The sequence below is a fragment of the Mesorhizobium sp. M0184 genome (assembly GCF_040322215.1).
Classification (GTDB): domain Bacteria; phylum Pseudomonadota; class Alphaproteobacteria; order Rhizobiales; family Rhizobiaceae; genus Mesorhizobium.
Genome location: NZ_JAMYSZ010000019.1, coordinates 12,524 through 28,548, shown reverse-complemented (window position 1 = coordinate 28,548; position 16,025 = coordinate 12,524). Strand labels below are relative to the sequence as shown.

The following is a 16,025-nucleotide window of genomic DNA, read 5'->3' as shown; positions in this document are numbered from 1 at the left end:
ATGATCGTCAATACGTCGCGGGGACTCGATCCATATACGTCTCCGCGATTGTCCGCTAGGCGTCGCGCCCGATTCCAGTCAAGCGCTTGACCATCAAGGAAACGGACCTTCAACCAAGGCTTGCCTTCACACAAGGGAACCGTTGTTTTGCTGCGCTTTGGACAAGAACTGCCCCAGCTTTCGCACCGGCTTGGCAACAAGCGCATAGTCGATTGGACCGGAGCGCAGCCATTGGCGTCGCGACCGCAACGCCTCAAAGTTGTGTCCGATATAGGAGCCAAGGCCCCGCGTGCTGGCCCCACCGACCATCATGTCCACCAAGACGTGGTTGGTGGTAACGGATTCGAATCCATGGAGCTCGACCGCTCTCAGCATCCAATCGTAATCCGATGCCACCTTGAGGCTGAGGTCGAACGTGCCGACCGCTTCCGCCACTTTCCGCCTGACGTAGAACGTCGGATGGGCCGGCATCCAACCGGTGCGAAAACCTTTGGCCGGCCTGGGAGCAGCACGCCACCGGCGCACGACCCGCTTGCTCACATGGTCTGCGACAAAATCCAGGTCGCCATGCACTATATCAGCCTGTTCGAGCCCGCCCGAGATGCGTCCGAGCGCCGTGAGGTCATGAAAGCAATCATCTGAATTCAGCACGCCCACCGCGTCACCGGTATAGAGGCGCAGCCCCTTGTTGAGCGCATCATACATTCCGCTGTCGGGTTCGCTGATCAGCCGGATCTCGTCCTGTGGGTAGGACCTGACTATTGCCAGCGTCTCGTCCGACGATCCGCCATCGACCACCACCAGTTCCTTTTCCGCATGGTTCTGGGCAAAGAAGCTGTCGATCGTATGCTTGATGGTCGCGGCCGAGTTCCGGCAGACCGTCAGAACCGAGACCTTCATGTCAATCCGGTCCGACGCTGCTTACTGGGCCGCAACGCGAACGCGATCCTCGTCAAGGCGCCGGTGTTCGGATTCCCGCTTTACCGTCTCAAGGTCGGACTGGACCATTTCCTGGACCATTGTCGCCAGCGACGTTGTTGCCTTCCACCCGAGAACGCGCTCCGCTTTCGAGGCATCGCCGATCAGAAGCTCAACTTCGGTCGGTCTGAAATAGCGCGGATCCACTTCGACCAGAACGGCACCGGATTTCGCGTCGATGCCTTTTTCTTCGATTCCGGAACCAACCCACTGGATTTCGGTCCCGACTTCGTTGAACGCAAGCTCGACAAAGCGGCGGACCGAGTTCTTGACCCCAGTTGCAAGGACATAATCGTCGGGCACCTCATGCTGAAGAATTCTCCACATGCCTTCGACATAGTCGCGGGCATGTCCCCAATCCCGTTCAGCCGACAGATTGCCGAGATAGAGCTTGTCCTGAAGGCCGAGGCTTATGGCGGCAGCCGCGCGCGTGATCTTGCGGGTAACGAATGTCTCGCCGCGCATCGGGCTCTCATGGTTGAACAGTATGCCGTTGGAAGCATGGATGTCGTAAGCTTCGCGGTAATTCACGGTGATCCAGTAGGCATAGATCTTTGCCGCCGCATACGGTGACCGAGGATAGAAAGGCGTCGTCTCCCGTTGCGGGATCTCCTGCACCTTGCCGTAGAGCTCGGAAGTCGATGCCTGATAAAAACGCGTCTTTTTTGTCAGGCCAAGCAGCCGGATGGCTTCGAGGAGACGCAATGTGCCGATCGCGTCGGCGTTCGCCGTATATTCCGCGGTCTCGAAGCTCACCTGGACATGCGATTGTGCGGCGAGATTATAAATCTCGTCTGGCTGCACTTCCTGGACGATGCGGATGAGGTTGGTGGCATCGGTCATGTCGCCATAGTGCAGCGACAGTCTTACATTCTTTTCATGTGGATCCTGATAGAGATTATCGATACGACCCGTATTGAACGACGACGACCGCCGCTTGATGCCGTGGACATCATAGCCCTTTGCCAAGAGAAGTTCCGCCAGATAGGCGCCGTCCTGGCCGGTGATGCCGGTAATGAGCGCGGTCTTCCTAGTCATTGTGCTTTCTCCGAGATCGATACGACGGTATTTTCAACGCTGATCAGCGTAACTTTAGACATTGCAAAAAATACCCATTTTCAAAAAAGTTGGTGGCTATTCCCCATCCTGCGAAGCTCTTGAGCGGCGGCTTGGCTACGTCGAGTAGCGATCTTTGCCGCCTTGTCAACGCGCGCCAAATCCCGTCAGCATGGTTCGGATGGTACGAAACACGATCAGCACGTCGAGCCAAGGGGAGAAATTCTTGATGTAGTAGAAGTCGTAGTGAAGCTTTTCCAGGACGTCGTCCACGGCTGCAACATGGCCCTGGTTGACTTGCGCCCATCCGGTAATGCCAGGCCGCACGATGTGACGGTAGCGATAGAATGGCAGCTCCGCCTCGTACCATTTCGACAGTACAAGTGCTTCCGGCCGCGGTCCGATCCAGCTCATCTCGCCGCGCAGGATGTTGAAGGCCTGCGGCAACTCGTCGATCCTGGATTTTCTCAAGAACTGCCCCAAACGGGTGATGCGTGTATCGCCGGCCTTCGTGATGGCCGCTTCCTTCTCGTCGACAGCCGTGTCGCTGAGCTTCATCGTTCGAAACTTGTAGACCTCATAGGGATGCCCTCTGTAGCCCATTCGCTTCTGTCTAAATAGCGCCGGTCCAGGCGAATCGATCTTTACGGCAATCGCCACGAACAACAGCAATGGCGAGAAAACAACAAGCATAAACAACGCAGCAGCCCAGTCTATCGCCTGCTTTATTTTCAGGTAAGCCTGGTTTGGATTCAAGGAGCCTAGAGTGTTTTCAGAAAGATGCTCGATCTCTACCCTGCCTGTGAGCGACTCGCTTATTTGCTTGACGTGATAGACCGGTGTTCCCGAAAGCGCGCGGTCGGCAATATACCGCTCCCACTCATCTGAAAGGTCGGCTCGAAGGTCGGCCACCACGCCGCTCGCGTACTCGACGACCGTGTCGGGCGAAAGAATCCTGTGCCAGCTAACGCCCGGTATGCTCTCCAGCCTGTTAACCTCTCCGCCAGGAATTATCGCCAGCCGGTGTGCATCGAGCCGCCGCGTGGCTAGGCTCAAACCAAAATACCACAATGTCGATTGAATGAAGCTCGCCGCGGCCTGGAACCGGCTGTAGTCGAACCTGAAGAAGAAGATCGTCGCGAACACCAGGCCGTAGGTCAGGGCGAAGGTTGGCAGGATGTAGCCAGCCGCTGCAACGCCCGGGAAATTGCCGATGCGCTTATAGAAGAAATAACCTGTCGTGTGAGCGATAAACGCCGCAAAGATCGTAACCTGCAGGTTCGGTGACCGGATTACCTCCTGATCGAACGATAGGCGGATCAGCGCCGGTAGCAGAATCGCGAATGTCAATCCGCCAAGCAGCTGAAAACGCATCCGGAGCAGGAGATGCCGTTTGTTGGGTAAATGGATGGTGGTGGCGATCAATTTGAATCCCGCGAATCGGGCCCCATGAAAACCTGGACGTTCACCTGGCAAGATGCTGCTCTCGCCCGACGCTCGAATAGGCTATGCCTTGCTTCACGACGTCCTCGCCGCGGTAGACGTTTCGCAGATCGACCATCACCGGCGTTGCCATGAGTGCATGGAGCCGCTTCAGATCCAACGACCGAAACGCGTTCCACTCGGTGACGATGACGATCGCATGCGAGCCGTCAGCTATCGCGTACGCGCTTTCTCCGAATTCAATGCCCTCGATCATCTTGCGTGCCTGCTCCATGCCGACCGGATCATAGGCCTTGATCGAGGCGCCGGCATCCTTAAGCGCCTGAATGATGGCCAATGAGGGGGCGTCGCGCATATCGTCGGTGTTCGGCTTGAACGTAAGGCCGAGGATACCGATGGTCTTGCCGCGAACCGAGCCGCCGCAGGCCTCGACCACCTTGCGAGCCATCGCCCGTTTGCGCTGGTCATTTATCGAGACCGTCGTTTCAATAAGCCGCACGGGGCTTGCCGCGTCCTGCGCGGTCTTGACCAGTGCCAGCGTATCTTTCGGGAAACAGGAACCGCCATAGCCCGGCCCGGCATGAAGAAACTTTGCGCCGATGCGGTTGTCCATGCCGATGCCGCGGGCGACGTCCTGCACATCGGCTCCCAACCGCTCGCAGAGATCGGCTATTTCGTTGATGAAGGTGATCTTCATGGCCAGAAACGCGTTGCCGGCATATTTGGTAAGCTCAGCCGTACGCCGGCTCGTGTAGAATATCGGCGCGACATTTAGCGAGAGCGGGCGGTAGATCTCGCCCATGACGGCTTTGGCCCGTTCGGCATCGGTGCCGACAATGATGCGGTCGGGCCGCTTGAAGTCCTCGATCGCCGATCCTTCGCGAAGAAATTCCGGATTGGAGACCACCGCAAAATCGGCTGTGGGATTTTGCTCGCGGATGATCCGTTCCACCTCATCGCCGGTACCGACGGGAACGGTCGATTTCGTCACCACGACCGTAAACCCCTTGAGTGCGCGACCAACTTCGGCGGCCGCGTCATAGACGAAGGACAGGTCGGCATGGCCATCGCCACGCCGTGATGGCGTGCCCACGGCAATGAAGACGACATCCGATTGAGAAACGGCATCCGCCAGATTGTCGTCGAAACGCAAGCGGCCTTGCGCGGCGTTGGTGGTGACGAGGTCGTCAAGCCCCGGCTCGTAGATCGGTATCTTGCCGAGTTTGAGCATGGCAAGCTTTTCCGCATCGCGGTCGACGCAGCAGACCTGATGGCCAAAGTCGGCGAAACAGGCGCCCGAGACGAGCCCCACATAGCCGGCACCAATCATTGTTATTCGCATACCGCGTACTCTCAATCAGCGCCGACGAGACGATCTCGCCAGACAGCGCCTATTCCCCACCGAACGACGGCTACCGCACTCCCGGGTGAAACCCGAGAGCGCATCCTACAACAATTTACATCACGACGCCGCCTTGATGTTTGCGGCTACGCGATTGCTACGAGATCCCTGGCATCCAGGTCGACAGGGATTTCGCCATTCATGATGGCCACCAGAACCCGGGCTCGTCCAGCTGGATCGAGCCGGTCAAGGCGACCGATTGTATCCGCGAGAGGGCCCGAAAGGATTCGGACCGAGGCACCGGCTGCGAGGCCTCCACTGAAATCAAGCAGCCCATCCTTGCCGGTCAATGCAATGAAACGCTCGACCAAACCCGAGGGGACCGGCAAAGGCCGGTCGCCTTGCGTAACGAGGGAACGCACACCGAATGTTCCATTGACCGAACGCCAACGTTGCAGTCCGAGGTCAAGGGCGATGAACATATAGCCCGGGAAATAGGCCGCCGACCGGGTTTCGAGCCGCCTGGCATGACGCACGGTTTTCTCGCAGCGGGGCACAAAGGGCTGGAATCCCTGGATCCGGAGATGCCGTTCGGCGACATGCTCCTTTCCGGGAAAGACGCTGGCCGCGTACCAGCGGGTTGCCGGCGCGGCGGTCGGCTCCGACGAGAGGGTTGTTGCCTTGCTCGTTGTTTTTTCCGCGCTACTCACGTGTCTCCTTCGGCAGTCGGCGGCATGATCTCAGGTCAACGGTTACGACAGTGTGTGGATATCAGCAAGCAACCAAGCCACTAGAGTCAAGGCGGTTGGGTTAAGAATTTCCTACACATTGTCCAGAAATTTAGCTGTGCCTAAATAATCATCGAGCCGCTTTCTTTTTCAGCTGGCTGAGATGCTATGTCGAGCAATTTATTTCCATAAGTAGGTGCTTGGTTCCGCTGGTCGTGACGAATCGCCCGTTGGTTCTGGTACTTAGTCCGTCGACTTGAAGCTAATGTGACGGGCTCGCTGCATGGCGTCGCGCTACAAGCCTGCCGCCAACGAGAAAGATCCTGCACGGCCACACCAACTACGATGAAAACCATTCGACAGGTTATCGCGCAGAACGGGTTACCATCGTGTCATGGGGGTTCAGGCAATAACATGGTGACAGCCATGCAACGTGCAGGTCCGTTTTTGACTTCAGTTCCGCTCGACCGGCTTCACGAACGCTTCAACAGCGACCAGACAGCCGGCACCAGGCTCGCGGCCAGCGCAACCTTGATCAGATCACCGACGATAAAGGGCACCACCCCGAACTGCCACGACTTTTCCGGGCCGATCAACAGCGCCAGCCAGGCAAAGCCCATTGCCATCATGACGATCTCGGCCACCAGCATGGCATTGAAGAGCTTGATCGGATGGCGATCCCAGCCACGGTCGGCAGCCCAGCCGACGATCGCCGCCATGACGACGAAGCCGGCAAGATAACCGCCGGTCGAACCGAGCATGTAAGCGATGCCGATGCCCTTTTCGGGCGTGCTCTGGAAGACCGGAAGGCCCAACGCGCCCTCAGCCATGTAGAGAAGCAGCGTTGCGACGCCGAGGCGCATGCCGAATGCGGCAGCGATCAGCAAGACGGCGAGCGTCTGCATCGAGATATCGACCGGTCCGAGCATGACCTTGGTTTTGGCAGACAAGATCAGCAGCAGCGTTCCGGCGATCGCCAGCAAAAGCTGTCCCGCCAGCCGGGCCGTGCCTTTTTCGGGCAAAGCGAGAGAAATGAGCGGACGCATCGTCGTTGCAATTGCCATGGTCTTCCCCGTTCCGGATTGCCGCCGAACGCGGCCTTGCGTTTTCCTATATTGGCTTCCGTGCTATGCGGCAATCGGTTTTGCCCTCGCCCCAAAAAAGGTCGCGACGTTCGCATGGCGCTGAAATTCGATACACGCTTCGATCCGGCCTACGGCCAGGGCGTAGCCGTTGCGCCTGATATTCAACGCGTCACCGCCAGGAACCCAAGCCCGTTCACCTTTCACGGAACCAACAGTTATATCGTCGGACGCGAGACGCTGGCGGTGATCGATCCCGGACCGGATGACGAGGCACATCTTAGAACACTGCTCGAAGCGATCGGGACCAGGCCGGTCAGCCATATCTTCGTCAGCCACACGCATCGCGACCATTCGCCGCTGGCGGCGCGGCTGAAGCAGCATACCGGTGCGGCGGTTCTGGCGGAAGGCCGACATCGTCCGGCGCGGCCGTTGCGTACCGGCGAGGTCAGTCCGCTCGATGCCAGCGCCGACACCGACTTTGTTCCTGATATCGCGCTGCCCGACGATATGGTGATCGACGGCGACGGCTGGGCGATCCGGACGGTGCTGACGCCCGGCCATACCGCCAACCACGCAGCCTTCGCGCTGGAGGGAACCGGCCTCCTTTTCTCGGCCGACCACGTCATGGCGTGGGCAACCACGATCGTCGCGCCGCCGGACGGCGCGATGGCGGACTACATGACATCGCTCGACCGGCTGATCGAACGCGACGACCGGCTGCTGCTGCCCGGCCATGGCGGGCCGGTGACCGAGCCGCGCGACTTCATGCGCGGATTGAAAACGCATCGCAAACTGCGCGAACGGGCAATTCTGGAGCGGATCAACAGCGGCGACCGGGCAATCAAGGACATGGTGGAGGTGATCTATCGAGACACCGACCCGCGCCTGCATGGCGCGGCCGGCCTGTCGGTGCTTGCCCATCTGGAAGACCTGGTGGCGCAGGGCCTGGTCCACACCGATGGCGCGCCGGCTATCGACGGCATCTATTCGCCGGCAAAGTAGTACCCTCCCGATATCATTCCGCCGGCGCCACGCCCACCTGGCCGGCGACTTCCTGGTCGAGTTCGGCAAGGAAGTCGGTGATGCGCGCTGCATTGTCGCCAAGGTCATGGCGGCCGTAACGCGAGGCGGAGCGCATATCGACGATGACCACATCACCATCGTCGGTCACGCGGATGGCAACATCGGCGGGAAGGCCAAGCAGCAAGCTCTTGGCCAGCGCATCGACCGTCACGTCGCTTTGCCCTGCTGCGTCGGGAAACGGCGCCGTGAGCTGCCAGCCGCGCCGATCGAGCACGGTTTTGACCGCCTCCAGAACGCGATCGAAAGGCAAGGTGTAGCTGCGTCCGGTAACGAGCGGATAAGCTTCGATTTGCAGGCGCTGCTCGCCGGGCGTCGGCGGCAAAAGCTCGTTCATGTCCTTTGTCCGGGTAGAAATATCGAGCACCGGTGGGTCGTCCAAATCCGTCGAGATGTCGCGTAGCGGCGGATAGGTCGCCGCCCAATAGGCCGCGACGCCGTAAGGGATGAGCACCAGAACCGCCAGCAAGGCGCCGACGGTCAGGTCGTGGCCGCCGCGATCGCCGAAATTCCACAGTCGCGCAAAGGCAAACCCGCCGAACAAAAGCGCAAATGCGGCCAGCAGGGCGACAATGCAAAGCACCCACAGGAATGCGGGCGTCTCGACGAGGTCATAGCGGTGGCCGATGAGAGCTGTCAGCAGCAGGATCGCCGAAAACGCGCCGGCGCGCCGCGACCAACCGGCAGCCCTCGACGTTTGTCGCTCGGGAATTCCCGTCATTGTTTTCCGCGCTGCCCCAACCCGAACAAAGGCATAGTGCCTTTCAGCGGCGGCTTGAAGGCGCAAAGACGCCGCATCTCCGGTCAATCCGTCGGCAGGTGATAATCCCGGAACTGCTGGCGCAAGGCAATCTTCTGGATCTTGCCGGCAGCGGTGTGTGGAATTTCGCCGACAAAAGCGACGTCGTCCGGCATCCACCACTTCGCCACCTTGCCGTCCATGAAAGCGAGAATGTCCGTCTTGGTCGGCTCCCTGCCCGGCTTGCGCACGACCACGAGCAAAGGCCGCTCGCCCCATTTCGAATGCGGAATGCCGATGGCGGCGGCCTCCGCCACATCGGGATGGCCGACCGCGAGGTTCTCGAGCTCGATGGTCGAGATCCATTCGCCGCCCGACTTGATCACGTCCTTGGCGCGGTCGGTGATCTGCATATAGCCTCCGGGGTCGATATGCGCGACGTCACCGGTATCGAACCAGCCGTCTTGATCGAACTGTTCGGATCCGATGCCGCCATAATAGGCGCGCGCGACGGCCGGCCCGCGGACCTTGAGCCGGCCGAAGGTCTTGCCGTCCCATGGCAGTTCGTTGCCGGCGTCGTCCGTCACCTTCATTTCGATGCCGAACGGTGTAAAGCCTTGCTTCTGCTGGACGCCGAGGCGGGCCTCGCCCTTCAGCCCGGCGTAATCCGGCTTCAGGGTGCACAGCGTGCCGAGCGGCGACATCTCGGTCATGCCCCAGGCGTGGACGACTTGGACATCGTAACTGTCCTGGAACTTCGTCGTGAGCGCGCGTGGACAGGACGAGCCGCCGATGACGACTTTCTGCAGATAGGGCAGTTTCTTGCCGGTCTCTTCCAGATGCTGGAGGAGCATCATCCACACCGTCGGCACGGCGGCGCTGAAGGTCACCTGCTCGGTGTCGAGCAGCTCGTAGATCGAAGCGCCGTCCATCTTGCAGCCGGGCATGACCAGTTTGGCGCCAATCATCGGCGCGCTCTGGGCAAGGCCCCAGGCGTTGGCATGAAACATCGGCACGACCGGCAAAATGGTATCGCGTGACGACAGGCCCATGGCGTCGGGCATCGCGGCGATCATGGCGTGCAGCAGGTTCGAACGATGGCTGTAGAGGACGCCCTTCGGGTCGCCCGTCGTGCCCGAGGTGTAGCACATGCCGGCGGCGGTGTTTTCATCGAATGTCTTCCAGGCGAAGTTGCCGTCGGCTTCAGCAAGCCATTCTTCATAGGCGACGACCTTGGGTAGCGCAGTCTCCGGCAAATGCGCCTTGTCGGTCAGCACGATAACCTGCTTCAGCGATTTGACCGCGCCGGCGATCTTTTCGAGCAGCGGCAGGAAGCTCAGGTCGACGAAGATCGCCTTATCCTCGGCATTGTTCATGATCCAGGTGATCTGCTCGGGAAAGAGCCGCGGGTTAAGCGTGTGATAGATCGCGCCGACACCCATAATGCCATACCAGGCCTCGATGTGGCGCGCGGTGTTCCAGGCCAGTGTTGCGATGCGGTCGCCAAGCCCGAAGCCGTCACGCTCGAGCCTCTCGGCGACCTTCAGGGCACGATGGTGAATTTCGGCATATGTGCTGCGCACGATCGGCCCCTCGATCGAGCGCGACACGATCTCGCGTCTGCCGTGCTGCCTCTCGGCATTGTCGATCAGCTTGTGGCAAAGCAGCGGCCATTCCTGCATCAGCCCGAGCATTTTGTTCCTCCCGTTAGTTTTTCGCCATTGTGGGACGAACCGGCGGATTGTCCAGCCAGGACCGGGGCTGGAGCGGTGCCTGGAGCCAAATGAGGCCGAATTCGCCACAATCCGGCCATGCTCGGCGTTAACGTTGATTAATAGGTGGGGCGCGATTGGCGAATGAAAGAGGTTCGCATGGACGCGCAGCTCGACGACGAAGCCCTCGAAAATACGCTTGCCGAAAGCCTGGCCGATCTGGTGGCGACCGATGTGGCGCCGGCCGATCTGGTTCCCGGCGCCAAAACCGTTTCCGAAGATGAATTCGTCGAGGTCGTTGGCGGCGCTCTCGAGGCGGTCGGCGGCACACTCTTGTTCAAGATGTGCGTTGAGAACGAGGGCGAAGCCCAGCACGTCGCCGCCGCATCGGTCGGCGATGCCGGCAATCGACAGTTCCTGCTGCTCACCTTGCCGACCAGCGGTGGTGCGCTGAAGGTCGAGACCACCTCGAAAAGCACCAACCCGGTGGCCGGCATTGCCGCCGCCTATGCCGGGCTGATGGACGCATTCCAGGCCGCCGCCTAATTCTAGGCGAGGTATCGGAGGAAAGCGCGAGACTTGCCCCCGTGGACGCCCGCCTGGTGGCAGGCAGGTCTTGCGCAAGGCTCTTGCCAGACACATCTTGGGGTTTAGGCAAGGAGATCCGACATGGACCAGATCGCAAACCCGTCACCAGGCTTTCAGCGGAATCCGGGCAAGGTCATCACCGTCGAGCCTTACAAGGGCACCGTGACGGTGCGCGTCGGCGATGTCGTCATCGCTTCGTCCAGCAAGGTCAAAGTGCTGACCGAATCGCCCTACCCTCCGGTTTTCTACATTCCGTTCGACGACATCGACTTCAACCGGCTTGGCAAAACCGAACGCTCGAGCCATTGCCCCTACAAGGGCGATGCCAGCTATTGGAGCGTGCTGCCCGCCGGCGATGCCGGCGAGGATGCGATGTGGGCCTATGAGCGGCCGTTCGACGAGATGTCAGACATTCGCGATCACGGCGCGTTCTATCCGAACAAGGTGACCATCGAGGCCACGCCCGACTGATCAGTCGGTGGTGCCTTCATCGCCGACGCCGTCGGCATCGTCGAGACGCACGAAGGTGAGGCCCTTGGCCTTCAGCGCCAGAAGTCCCTGCACCACGCCTTCGCCGGCCGCATGGGTCGGCTGGTTGATGTGAGCGATGATGACGTCGCCTTCCTTTGCCGCGGCAATGCGCCGGGCGGTCTCTTTTGCGCCGAGCAATGAGCCGCCATCGCCGTTGATTGAGAATCCGGCGATCTTGAAACCAAGCTTGCGTATCATCGCGATTGCCGACGGGCTGTATTCGGCGGTTGCGCCGCGAAACCATTTCGGCGCCGGTTCGCCGGTCACGGCAAGAGCGGCAGCACCCGATTCGACCTCGGCCAGCACGGCCTCCGGGCTGCCGGCACTGCGAATGCCGTAGATCTTTTGCGGCGTGTCGACGGCCGGGACGTGGCGGCCACCATGGTTTTCCAATTCAAACAGTTCGGGATGCGCCCGCATGATCTCGACGGCGGCGGCGTTGTGCTTCAGCCAGATGCCGGTGACGAAAATGGTGGCAGGAATCTTGTTTTCCACCAGCGCCGAGAGAATCCGTGTGTCGGTCCTTCCGCCGCACGCATCGAGCGTCAGCGCGACGCGGCCGCCGCCCGCCTCGGCCTTGATGTGCAGCGTCGGTGCGACGAGCAACTGGGCGTTGCCAGGAGAAACAGCCCACAGCGATATCGCAATGGCGCAAAAATACTTTTGGAACGGGCGCATCGATTATTTCCAGGTCGGCCGGATCAAAGTTGAAGCGGCGACCCCAAGACCGCCATCAAGGCGGAAATCGGGACGATGCCCCTGCAAAAGCGTCGGCAGCGGCCATTTGACCGCCGGCCTGACCTTTGGCAAGCGCGAGGTCACAATGCGTGCTCCACGTCCTTAACCTTACGTGAAAGGATCGCGAGCACCGCGTCGACCACCGCTTTGACCTCGAGTCGCCAGACGCAGCAAGCCTTGCTCGGATCGGGCCGGCGGCACAGGTCCCTGGCTATGCACTCGCAAGGCATGGAGGGCCGCGGCGTAACACTGGGCACGCCGACAGGCCCCCAGACGGCCGGGTCGGTCAGGCCGAACAGGCCTACAACCGGCGTTCCGGCGGCGGCGGCCATGTGCATCGGGCCACTCTCGTTTCCCAGGAACAGGCGTGCCTGGCCGAGGACCGCCAGCAGCGTTGCCAGCGACAGCGCCCCGACCACGTTGACGACCGGCGAAGCGGCCTTGGCGACGATGCGCTCGGCAGATGCCCGTTCATCGGGGCCGCCGACAAGCAGGAAGTCCAACCCGGTCTGCCGCGAGATCTCGTCGATCGCCAGCGCAAAACGTTCCGGCTGCCATTGCCGCCCCCGGAAGCTCGCTCCTGCATGAACGGCTATGAAGGCGTTACGCCGGAGGTGATGCCGGTCGAGAAGCGCCAATGCCCTGGCGGTCTCCAGCGGCAGCGGCTCAATCGCTGGGACCGGCGCACGCAACTCCACGCCAAGCGCCTCAAGCGGCGAAAGATAGCGGTAGAGATAATGCTGGCCACCAAAGCCAAACGGCTTGGCTAGGACGTTGGCGGGCTGGCGTTCCAGCCAGCGCAACGGTTTTTCGGGAGGATCATATCCGACGCGGGTCTTGGCGTTGACGAGCCTGACGATGATGCGTGAGGTTTTGGAATCGGCCAGGTCGATGGTCAGGTCAAACCGGAACCGGCGCAGAGCGCGCACCATCGCGTAAAGCTCGCGACCACGCTGCACAGGGGTGCCACGCATCCGTACGCGCCGGAACGCCACCACGTCCGAGGCGATGCCATGAGCCAACAGGAAACTGGCAAAGTTCGCCTCGCAAAGGAACACTATCCTGGCCTTTCGATATTGGAGGCGCAGGTTTCTGGCGAGCGCGGAAGCGAGGACAAGATCGCCGATGAATTTCGTCTGGAGGATGAGAATCGAGCGGACGTGCGTGGGCGGGTTCTGCAACATCTGTTTCTGGCACCGGGGCGGGTTCGGGGGCCGGAAACTGGGCAGAAACGATGTCGGGATTTGGAGCCGACAGACGCACGTTCGCGTGAATTCAGTTACAAATCGGTAAGGTCAGATGCCGATGGACTGCAACTCCTATCCGCGGCCGTTCTTTGCAGCCTGCACCGCCGCTTGCGCGGCGGCCAGCCTGGCGATCGGCACCCGGTATGGCGAGCACGAGACGTAGTCGAGGCCGACCTTTTCGCAGAAATGGATCGAGGCCGGGTCGCCGCCATGCTCGCCGCAAATACCGAGCTTGATGTCGGGCCGCGTTGCCCTGCCCTTTTCGGCCGCCATCCGCACCAGCTCGCCGACACCCTCTACGTCGAGCGACACGAACGGATCCTGCTCGATGATGCCTTTTTGCCGGTAGGTCTCGAGGAACGAGGCCGCGTCGTCGCGCGAGATACCGAACGTGGTCTGGGTCAAATCGTTGGTGCCGAAGGAGAAGAATTCGGCCGCCTCGGCGATGACATGAGCGCGGATCGCGGCACGCGGCAGTTCGATCATCGTGCCGGTCAGATAGTCGATCCTGACACCGGTCTCCTCCATCACGCTTTTGGCGACCGCATCGATACGTGCCTTGACGAAGTCGAGCTCCTTCACCAGCCCGACCAGCGGCACCATGATTTCGGGGACCACCAGCGCGCCGGCCTTCCTGCCGGCCTCGACGGCCGCCTCGAAAATGGCGCGCGCCTGCATCTCGGCAATTTCGGGATAGGAAACCGCAAGCCGGCAGCCGCGATGGCCGAGCATCGGATTGAACTCGTGCAGCGCTTCGGTGCGCCGCCGGAGCTTGTCCGGCGATACGTTCATGGCGGCGGCGACCTCGGCCACCTCCTCCTCCGTTTTGGGCAGGAATTCGTGCAGCGGCGGATCGAGCAGGCGGATCGTTACCGGCAGGCCGGCCATGATCTCGAACAGTTCGAGGAAATCCGAGCGCTGCATCGGCAACAGCTTGGCCAGCGCCGTTCGCCGATCCTTTTCCGTATCGGCCAGGATCATCTCGCGCATAGCAACAATGCGGTCGCCGTCGAAGAACATGTGTTCGGTGCGGCAAAGACCGATGCCTTCGGCGCCGAAGGACCGCGCCATGCGCGCATCCAGCGGCGTCTCGGCATTGGTGCGCACCTTCATGCGGCGCGCGCCGTCGGCCCATTCCATGATGGCGGCGAAATCGCCCGAGAGTTCCGGCTGCAGCATCGGTACCGCGCCTTTCAGCACCTGGCCGTTGCCGCCGTCGATGGTGATGATATCGCCCTTGCGGAACGTCGATCCCATCGCCATCAGCGTGCCGGCCTTGTAGTCGACGCGCAGCGAGCCTGCGCCCGAAACGCAAGGCTTGCCCATGCCGCGCGCCACAACAGCGGCGTGGCTGGTCATACCGCCGCGCGTCGTCAGTATGCCTTCGGCCGCATGCATGCCATGGATGTCTTCGGGGCTGGTCTCGATGCGCACCAGGATCGCCTTGCGGCCTTGTGTCTTGGCCTCCTCGGCGTCGTTCGAGGAAAACACGATTTCGCCGGTGGCAGCACCTGGCGATGCCGGCAGGCCAACGCCGATGATATCGCGCGCCGCTTTTGGATCGATCGTCGGATGCAGCAACTGGTCGAGCGAGGCCGGATCAATGCGGGCGACGGCCTCCTCCTTCGAAATCAGCCCGTCCCTGGCCATGTCGACGGCAATCTTCAGTGCCGCCTTGGCGGTGCGTTTGCCTGACCTGGTCTGCAGCATCCATAATTTGCCGCGCTCGATGGTGAATTCGAGATCCTGCATGTCGCGGTAATGTTTTTCCAGGCGGTCGGAGATACTGACGAAAGCCTGGAAGGCGTCCGGCATCAGTTTCTGCAGCGACGGCTTGTCGGAGCCGGCGGCAATGCGCGCCGCCTCGGTGATGTTCTGCGGCGTGCGGATGCCGGCAACGACATCCTCGCCCTGGGCATTGACCAGGAACTCGCCATAGAGCTGCTTTTCGCCGGTCGACGGATTGCGGGTGAAGGCGACGCCGGTGGCCGAGGTGTCGCCCATATTGCCGAAGACCATGGCCTGGACATTGACCGCCGTGCCCCAGCTTGCGGGAATATCGTGCAGGCGCCGGTAGGTGATCGCGCGGTTGTTCATCCAGCTGGAAAACACCGCGCCGATGGCGCCCCACAGCTGCTCGTTCGGATCCTGCGGAAACGGCTTGCCGAGCTCCTCCTCGACCTTGGCCTTGTAGAGCGCGATTACACCTTGCCATTCTATGGCTGTCAGCTCCGTGTCGAGTTCATGGCCGAGGCCGCCCTTCTGGTCTTCGAGTATCTCCTCGAAGACCTCATGGTCGAGGCCCATGACGACGTCGGAATACATCTGGATGAAACGGCGATAGCTGTCATAGGCAAAGCGCGGATCGCCTGAATCGGCGGCAAGTGCCTCGACCGTCTCATCGTTCAGGCCGAGATTGAGCACGGTGTCCATCATGCCGGGCATGGAAGCGCGGGCGCCGGAGCGCACCGACACCAAAAGCAGTTTCGACGGATCGCCGAAGTGGCGCCCGGTCAGCCGGCCGATATGGTCGAGGGCGACCGCAACATCCGCTTCCAGCGAGGCCGGATACGCGTGGCCGTTGGCGTAATAGGCGTTGCAGACCTCGGTGGTGATAGTGAATCCCGGTGGCACCGGCAGGCCCAGGCTGCACATTTCGGCAAGGTTGGCGCCCTTGCCGCCGAGCAGATTGCGGTCGCCGGCACGGCCTTCCGCGGCGCCGTCGCCAAAGGTGTACACCCATTTGGTCATGCTTGCT

14 protein-coding genes are annotated in these 16,025 nt (G+C 61.1%); 3 read left to right on the top strand and 11 right to left on the bottom strand.

The genetic code is table 11. The annotated features are described in order from the left end of the window. Positions 1-126: 126 nt before the first annotated feature. From NKJ23_RS21845 to NKJ23_RS21820, 6 genes are all read right to left on the bottom strand, one after another. A complete protein-coding gene (locus NKJ23_RS21845; protein ID WP_352682259.1) occupies positions 127-900 on the bottom strand; it encodes a glycosyltransferase family 2 protein in 774 nt (257 codons plus the stop codon). Positions 901-921: 21 nt separating this feature from the next. Then, positions 922-2,016 (bottom strand): GDP-mannose 4,6-dehydratase, encoded by a 1,095-nt coding sequence (gmd, locus tag NKJ23_RS21840; RefSeq protein WP_352682257.1) that lies wholly within the window; start codon positions 2,014-2,016, stop codon positions 922-924. Between the two features lie 165 nt (positions 2,017-2,181). Next, positions 2,182-3,459 carry a sugar transferase gene (locus NKJ23_RS21835; RefSeq protein WP_352682255.1) on the bottom strand — a complete coding sequence of 426 codons (1,278 nt, stop codon included), beginning with the start codon at positions 3,457-3,459 and terminating at the stop codon, positions 2,182-2,184. 40 nt (positions 3,460-3,499) lie between these two features. Then, positions 3,500-4,819 (bottom strand): UDP-glucose dehydrogenase family protein, encoded by a 1,320-nt coding sequence (locus tag NKJ23_RS21830; protein WP_352682252.1) that lies wholly within the window; start codon positions 4,817-4,819, stop codon positions 3,500-3,502. A 146-nt stretch (positions 4,820-4,965) separates the two neighbouring features. Continuing rightward, complete coding sequence (gene nusG / locus NKJ23_RS21825; RefSeq protein ID WP_352682249.1) at positions 4,966-5,529, bottom strand: transcription termination/antitermination protein NusG; 564 nt, start codon at positions 5,527-5,529, stop codon at positions 4,966-4,968. 491 nt (positions 5,530-6,020) lie between these two features. Then, entirely contained in the window at positions 6,021-6,611 is a 591-nt protein-coding gene (locus tag NKJ23_RS21820) for a biotin transporter BioY (RefSeq protein ID WP_352682247.1), read from the bottom strand. A 114-nt stretch (positions 6,612-6,725) separates the two neighbouring features. Between NKJ23_RS21820 and NKJ23_RS21815 the strand changes: the two genes are divergently transcribed. After that, positions 6,726-7,634, top strand: coding sequence for an MBL fold metallo-hydrolase (locus NKJ23_RS21815; RefSeq protein ID WP_352682245.1), 909 nt, complete (start codon positions 6,726-6,728; stop codon positions 7,632-7,634). 13 nt (positions 7,635-7,647) lie between these two features. On the opposite strand, the gene NKJ23_RS21810 is transcribed toward NKJ23_RS21815, so the two are convergent. Beyond that, positions 7,648-8,433, bottom strand: coding sequence for a DUF1499 domain-containing protein (locus NKJ23_RS21810; RefSeq protein ID WP_352682243.1), 786 nt, complete (start codon positions 8,431-8,433; stop codon positions 7,648-7,650). A gap of 83 nt (positions 8,434-8,516) precedes the next feature. After that, complete coding sequence (locus tag NKJ23_RS21805) at positions 8,517-10,145, bottom strand: fatty-acid--CoA ligase (protein WP_352682241.1); 1,629 nt, start codon at positions 10,143-10,145, stop codon at positions 8,517-8,519. A 177-nt stretch (positions 10,146-10,322) separates the two neighbouring features. On the opposite strand from NKJ23_RS21805, the gene NKJ23_RS21800 reads away from it, so the two are divergent. Then, positions 10,323-10,709, top strand: coding sequence for a hypothetical protein (locus NKJ23_RS21800; protein WP_352682239.1), 387 nt, complete (start codon positions 10,323-10,325; stop codon positions 10,707-10,709). A 123-nt stretch (positions 10,710-10,832) separates the two neighbouring features. Next, on the top strand, positions 10,833-11,222 hold the full coding sequence (locus tag NKJ23_RS21795; protein WP_352682237.1) for a DUF427 domain-containing protein: 390 nt from the start codon (positions 10,833-10,835) through the stop codon (positions 11,220-11,222). Here the strand turns inward: NKJ23_RS21795 and NKJ23_RS21790 are convergent, their stop codons facing one another. From NKJ23_RS21790 to ppdK, 3 genes are all read right to left on the bottom strand, one after another. Further along, the gene (locus NKJ23_RS21790) at positions 11,223-11,960 is read right to left on the bottom strand and encodes a polysaccharide deacetylase family protein (RefSeq protein WP_352682235.1); all 738 of its coding nucleotides are present in this window, start codon (positions 11,958-11,960) and stop codon (positions 11,223-11,225) included. Between the two features lie 140 nt (positions 11,961-12,100). Further along, on the bottom strand, positions 12,101-13,204 hold the full coding sequence (locus tag NKJ23_RS21785; RefSeq protein WP_352682233.1) for a glycosyltransferase family 9 protein: 1,104 nt from the start codon (positions 13,202-13,204) through the stop codon (positions 12,101-12,103). 135 nt (positions 13,205-13,339) lie between these two features. Beyond that, positions 13,340-16,018, bottom strand: a complete 2,679-nt coding sequence (gene ppdK, locus NKJ23_RS21780) for a pyruvate, phosphate dikinase (RefSeq protein ID WP_352682231.1) — start codon at positions 16,016-16,018, stop codon at positions 13,340-13,342. Positions 16,019-16,025: the final 7 nt, after the last annotated feature.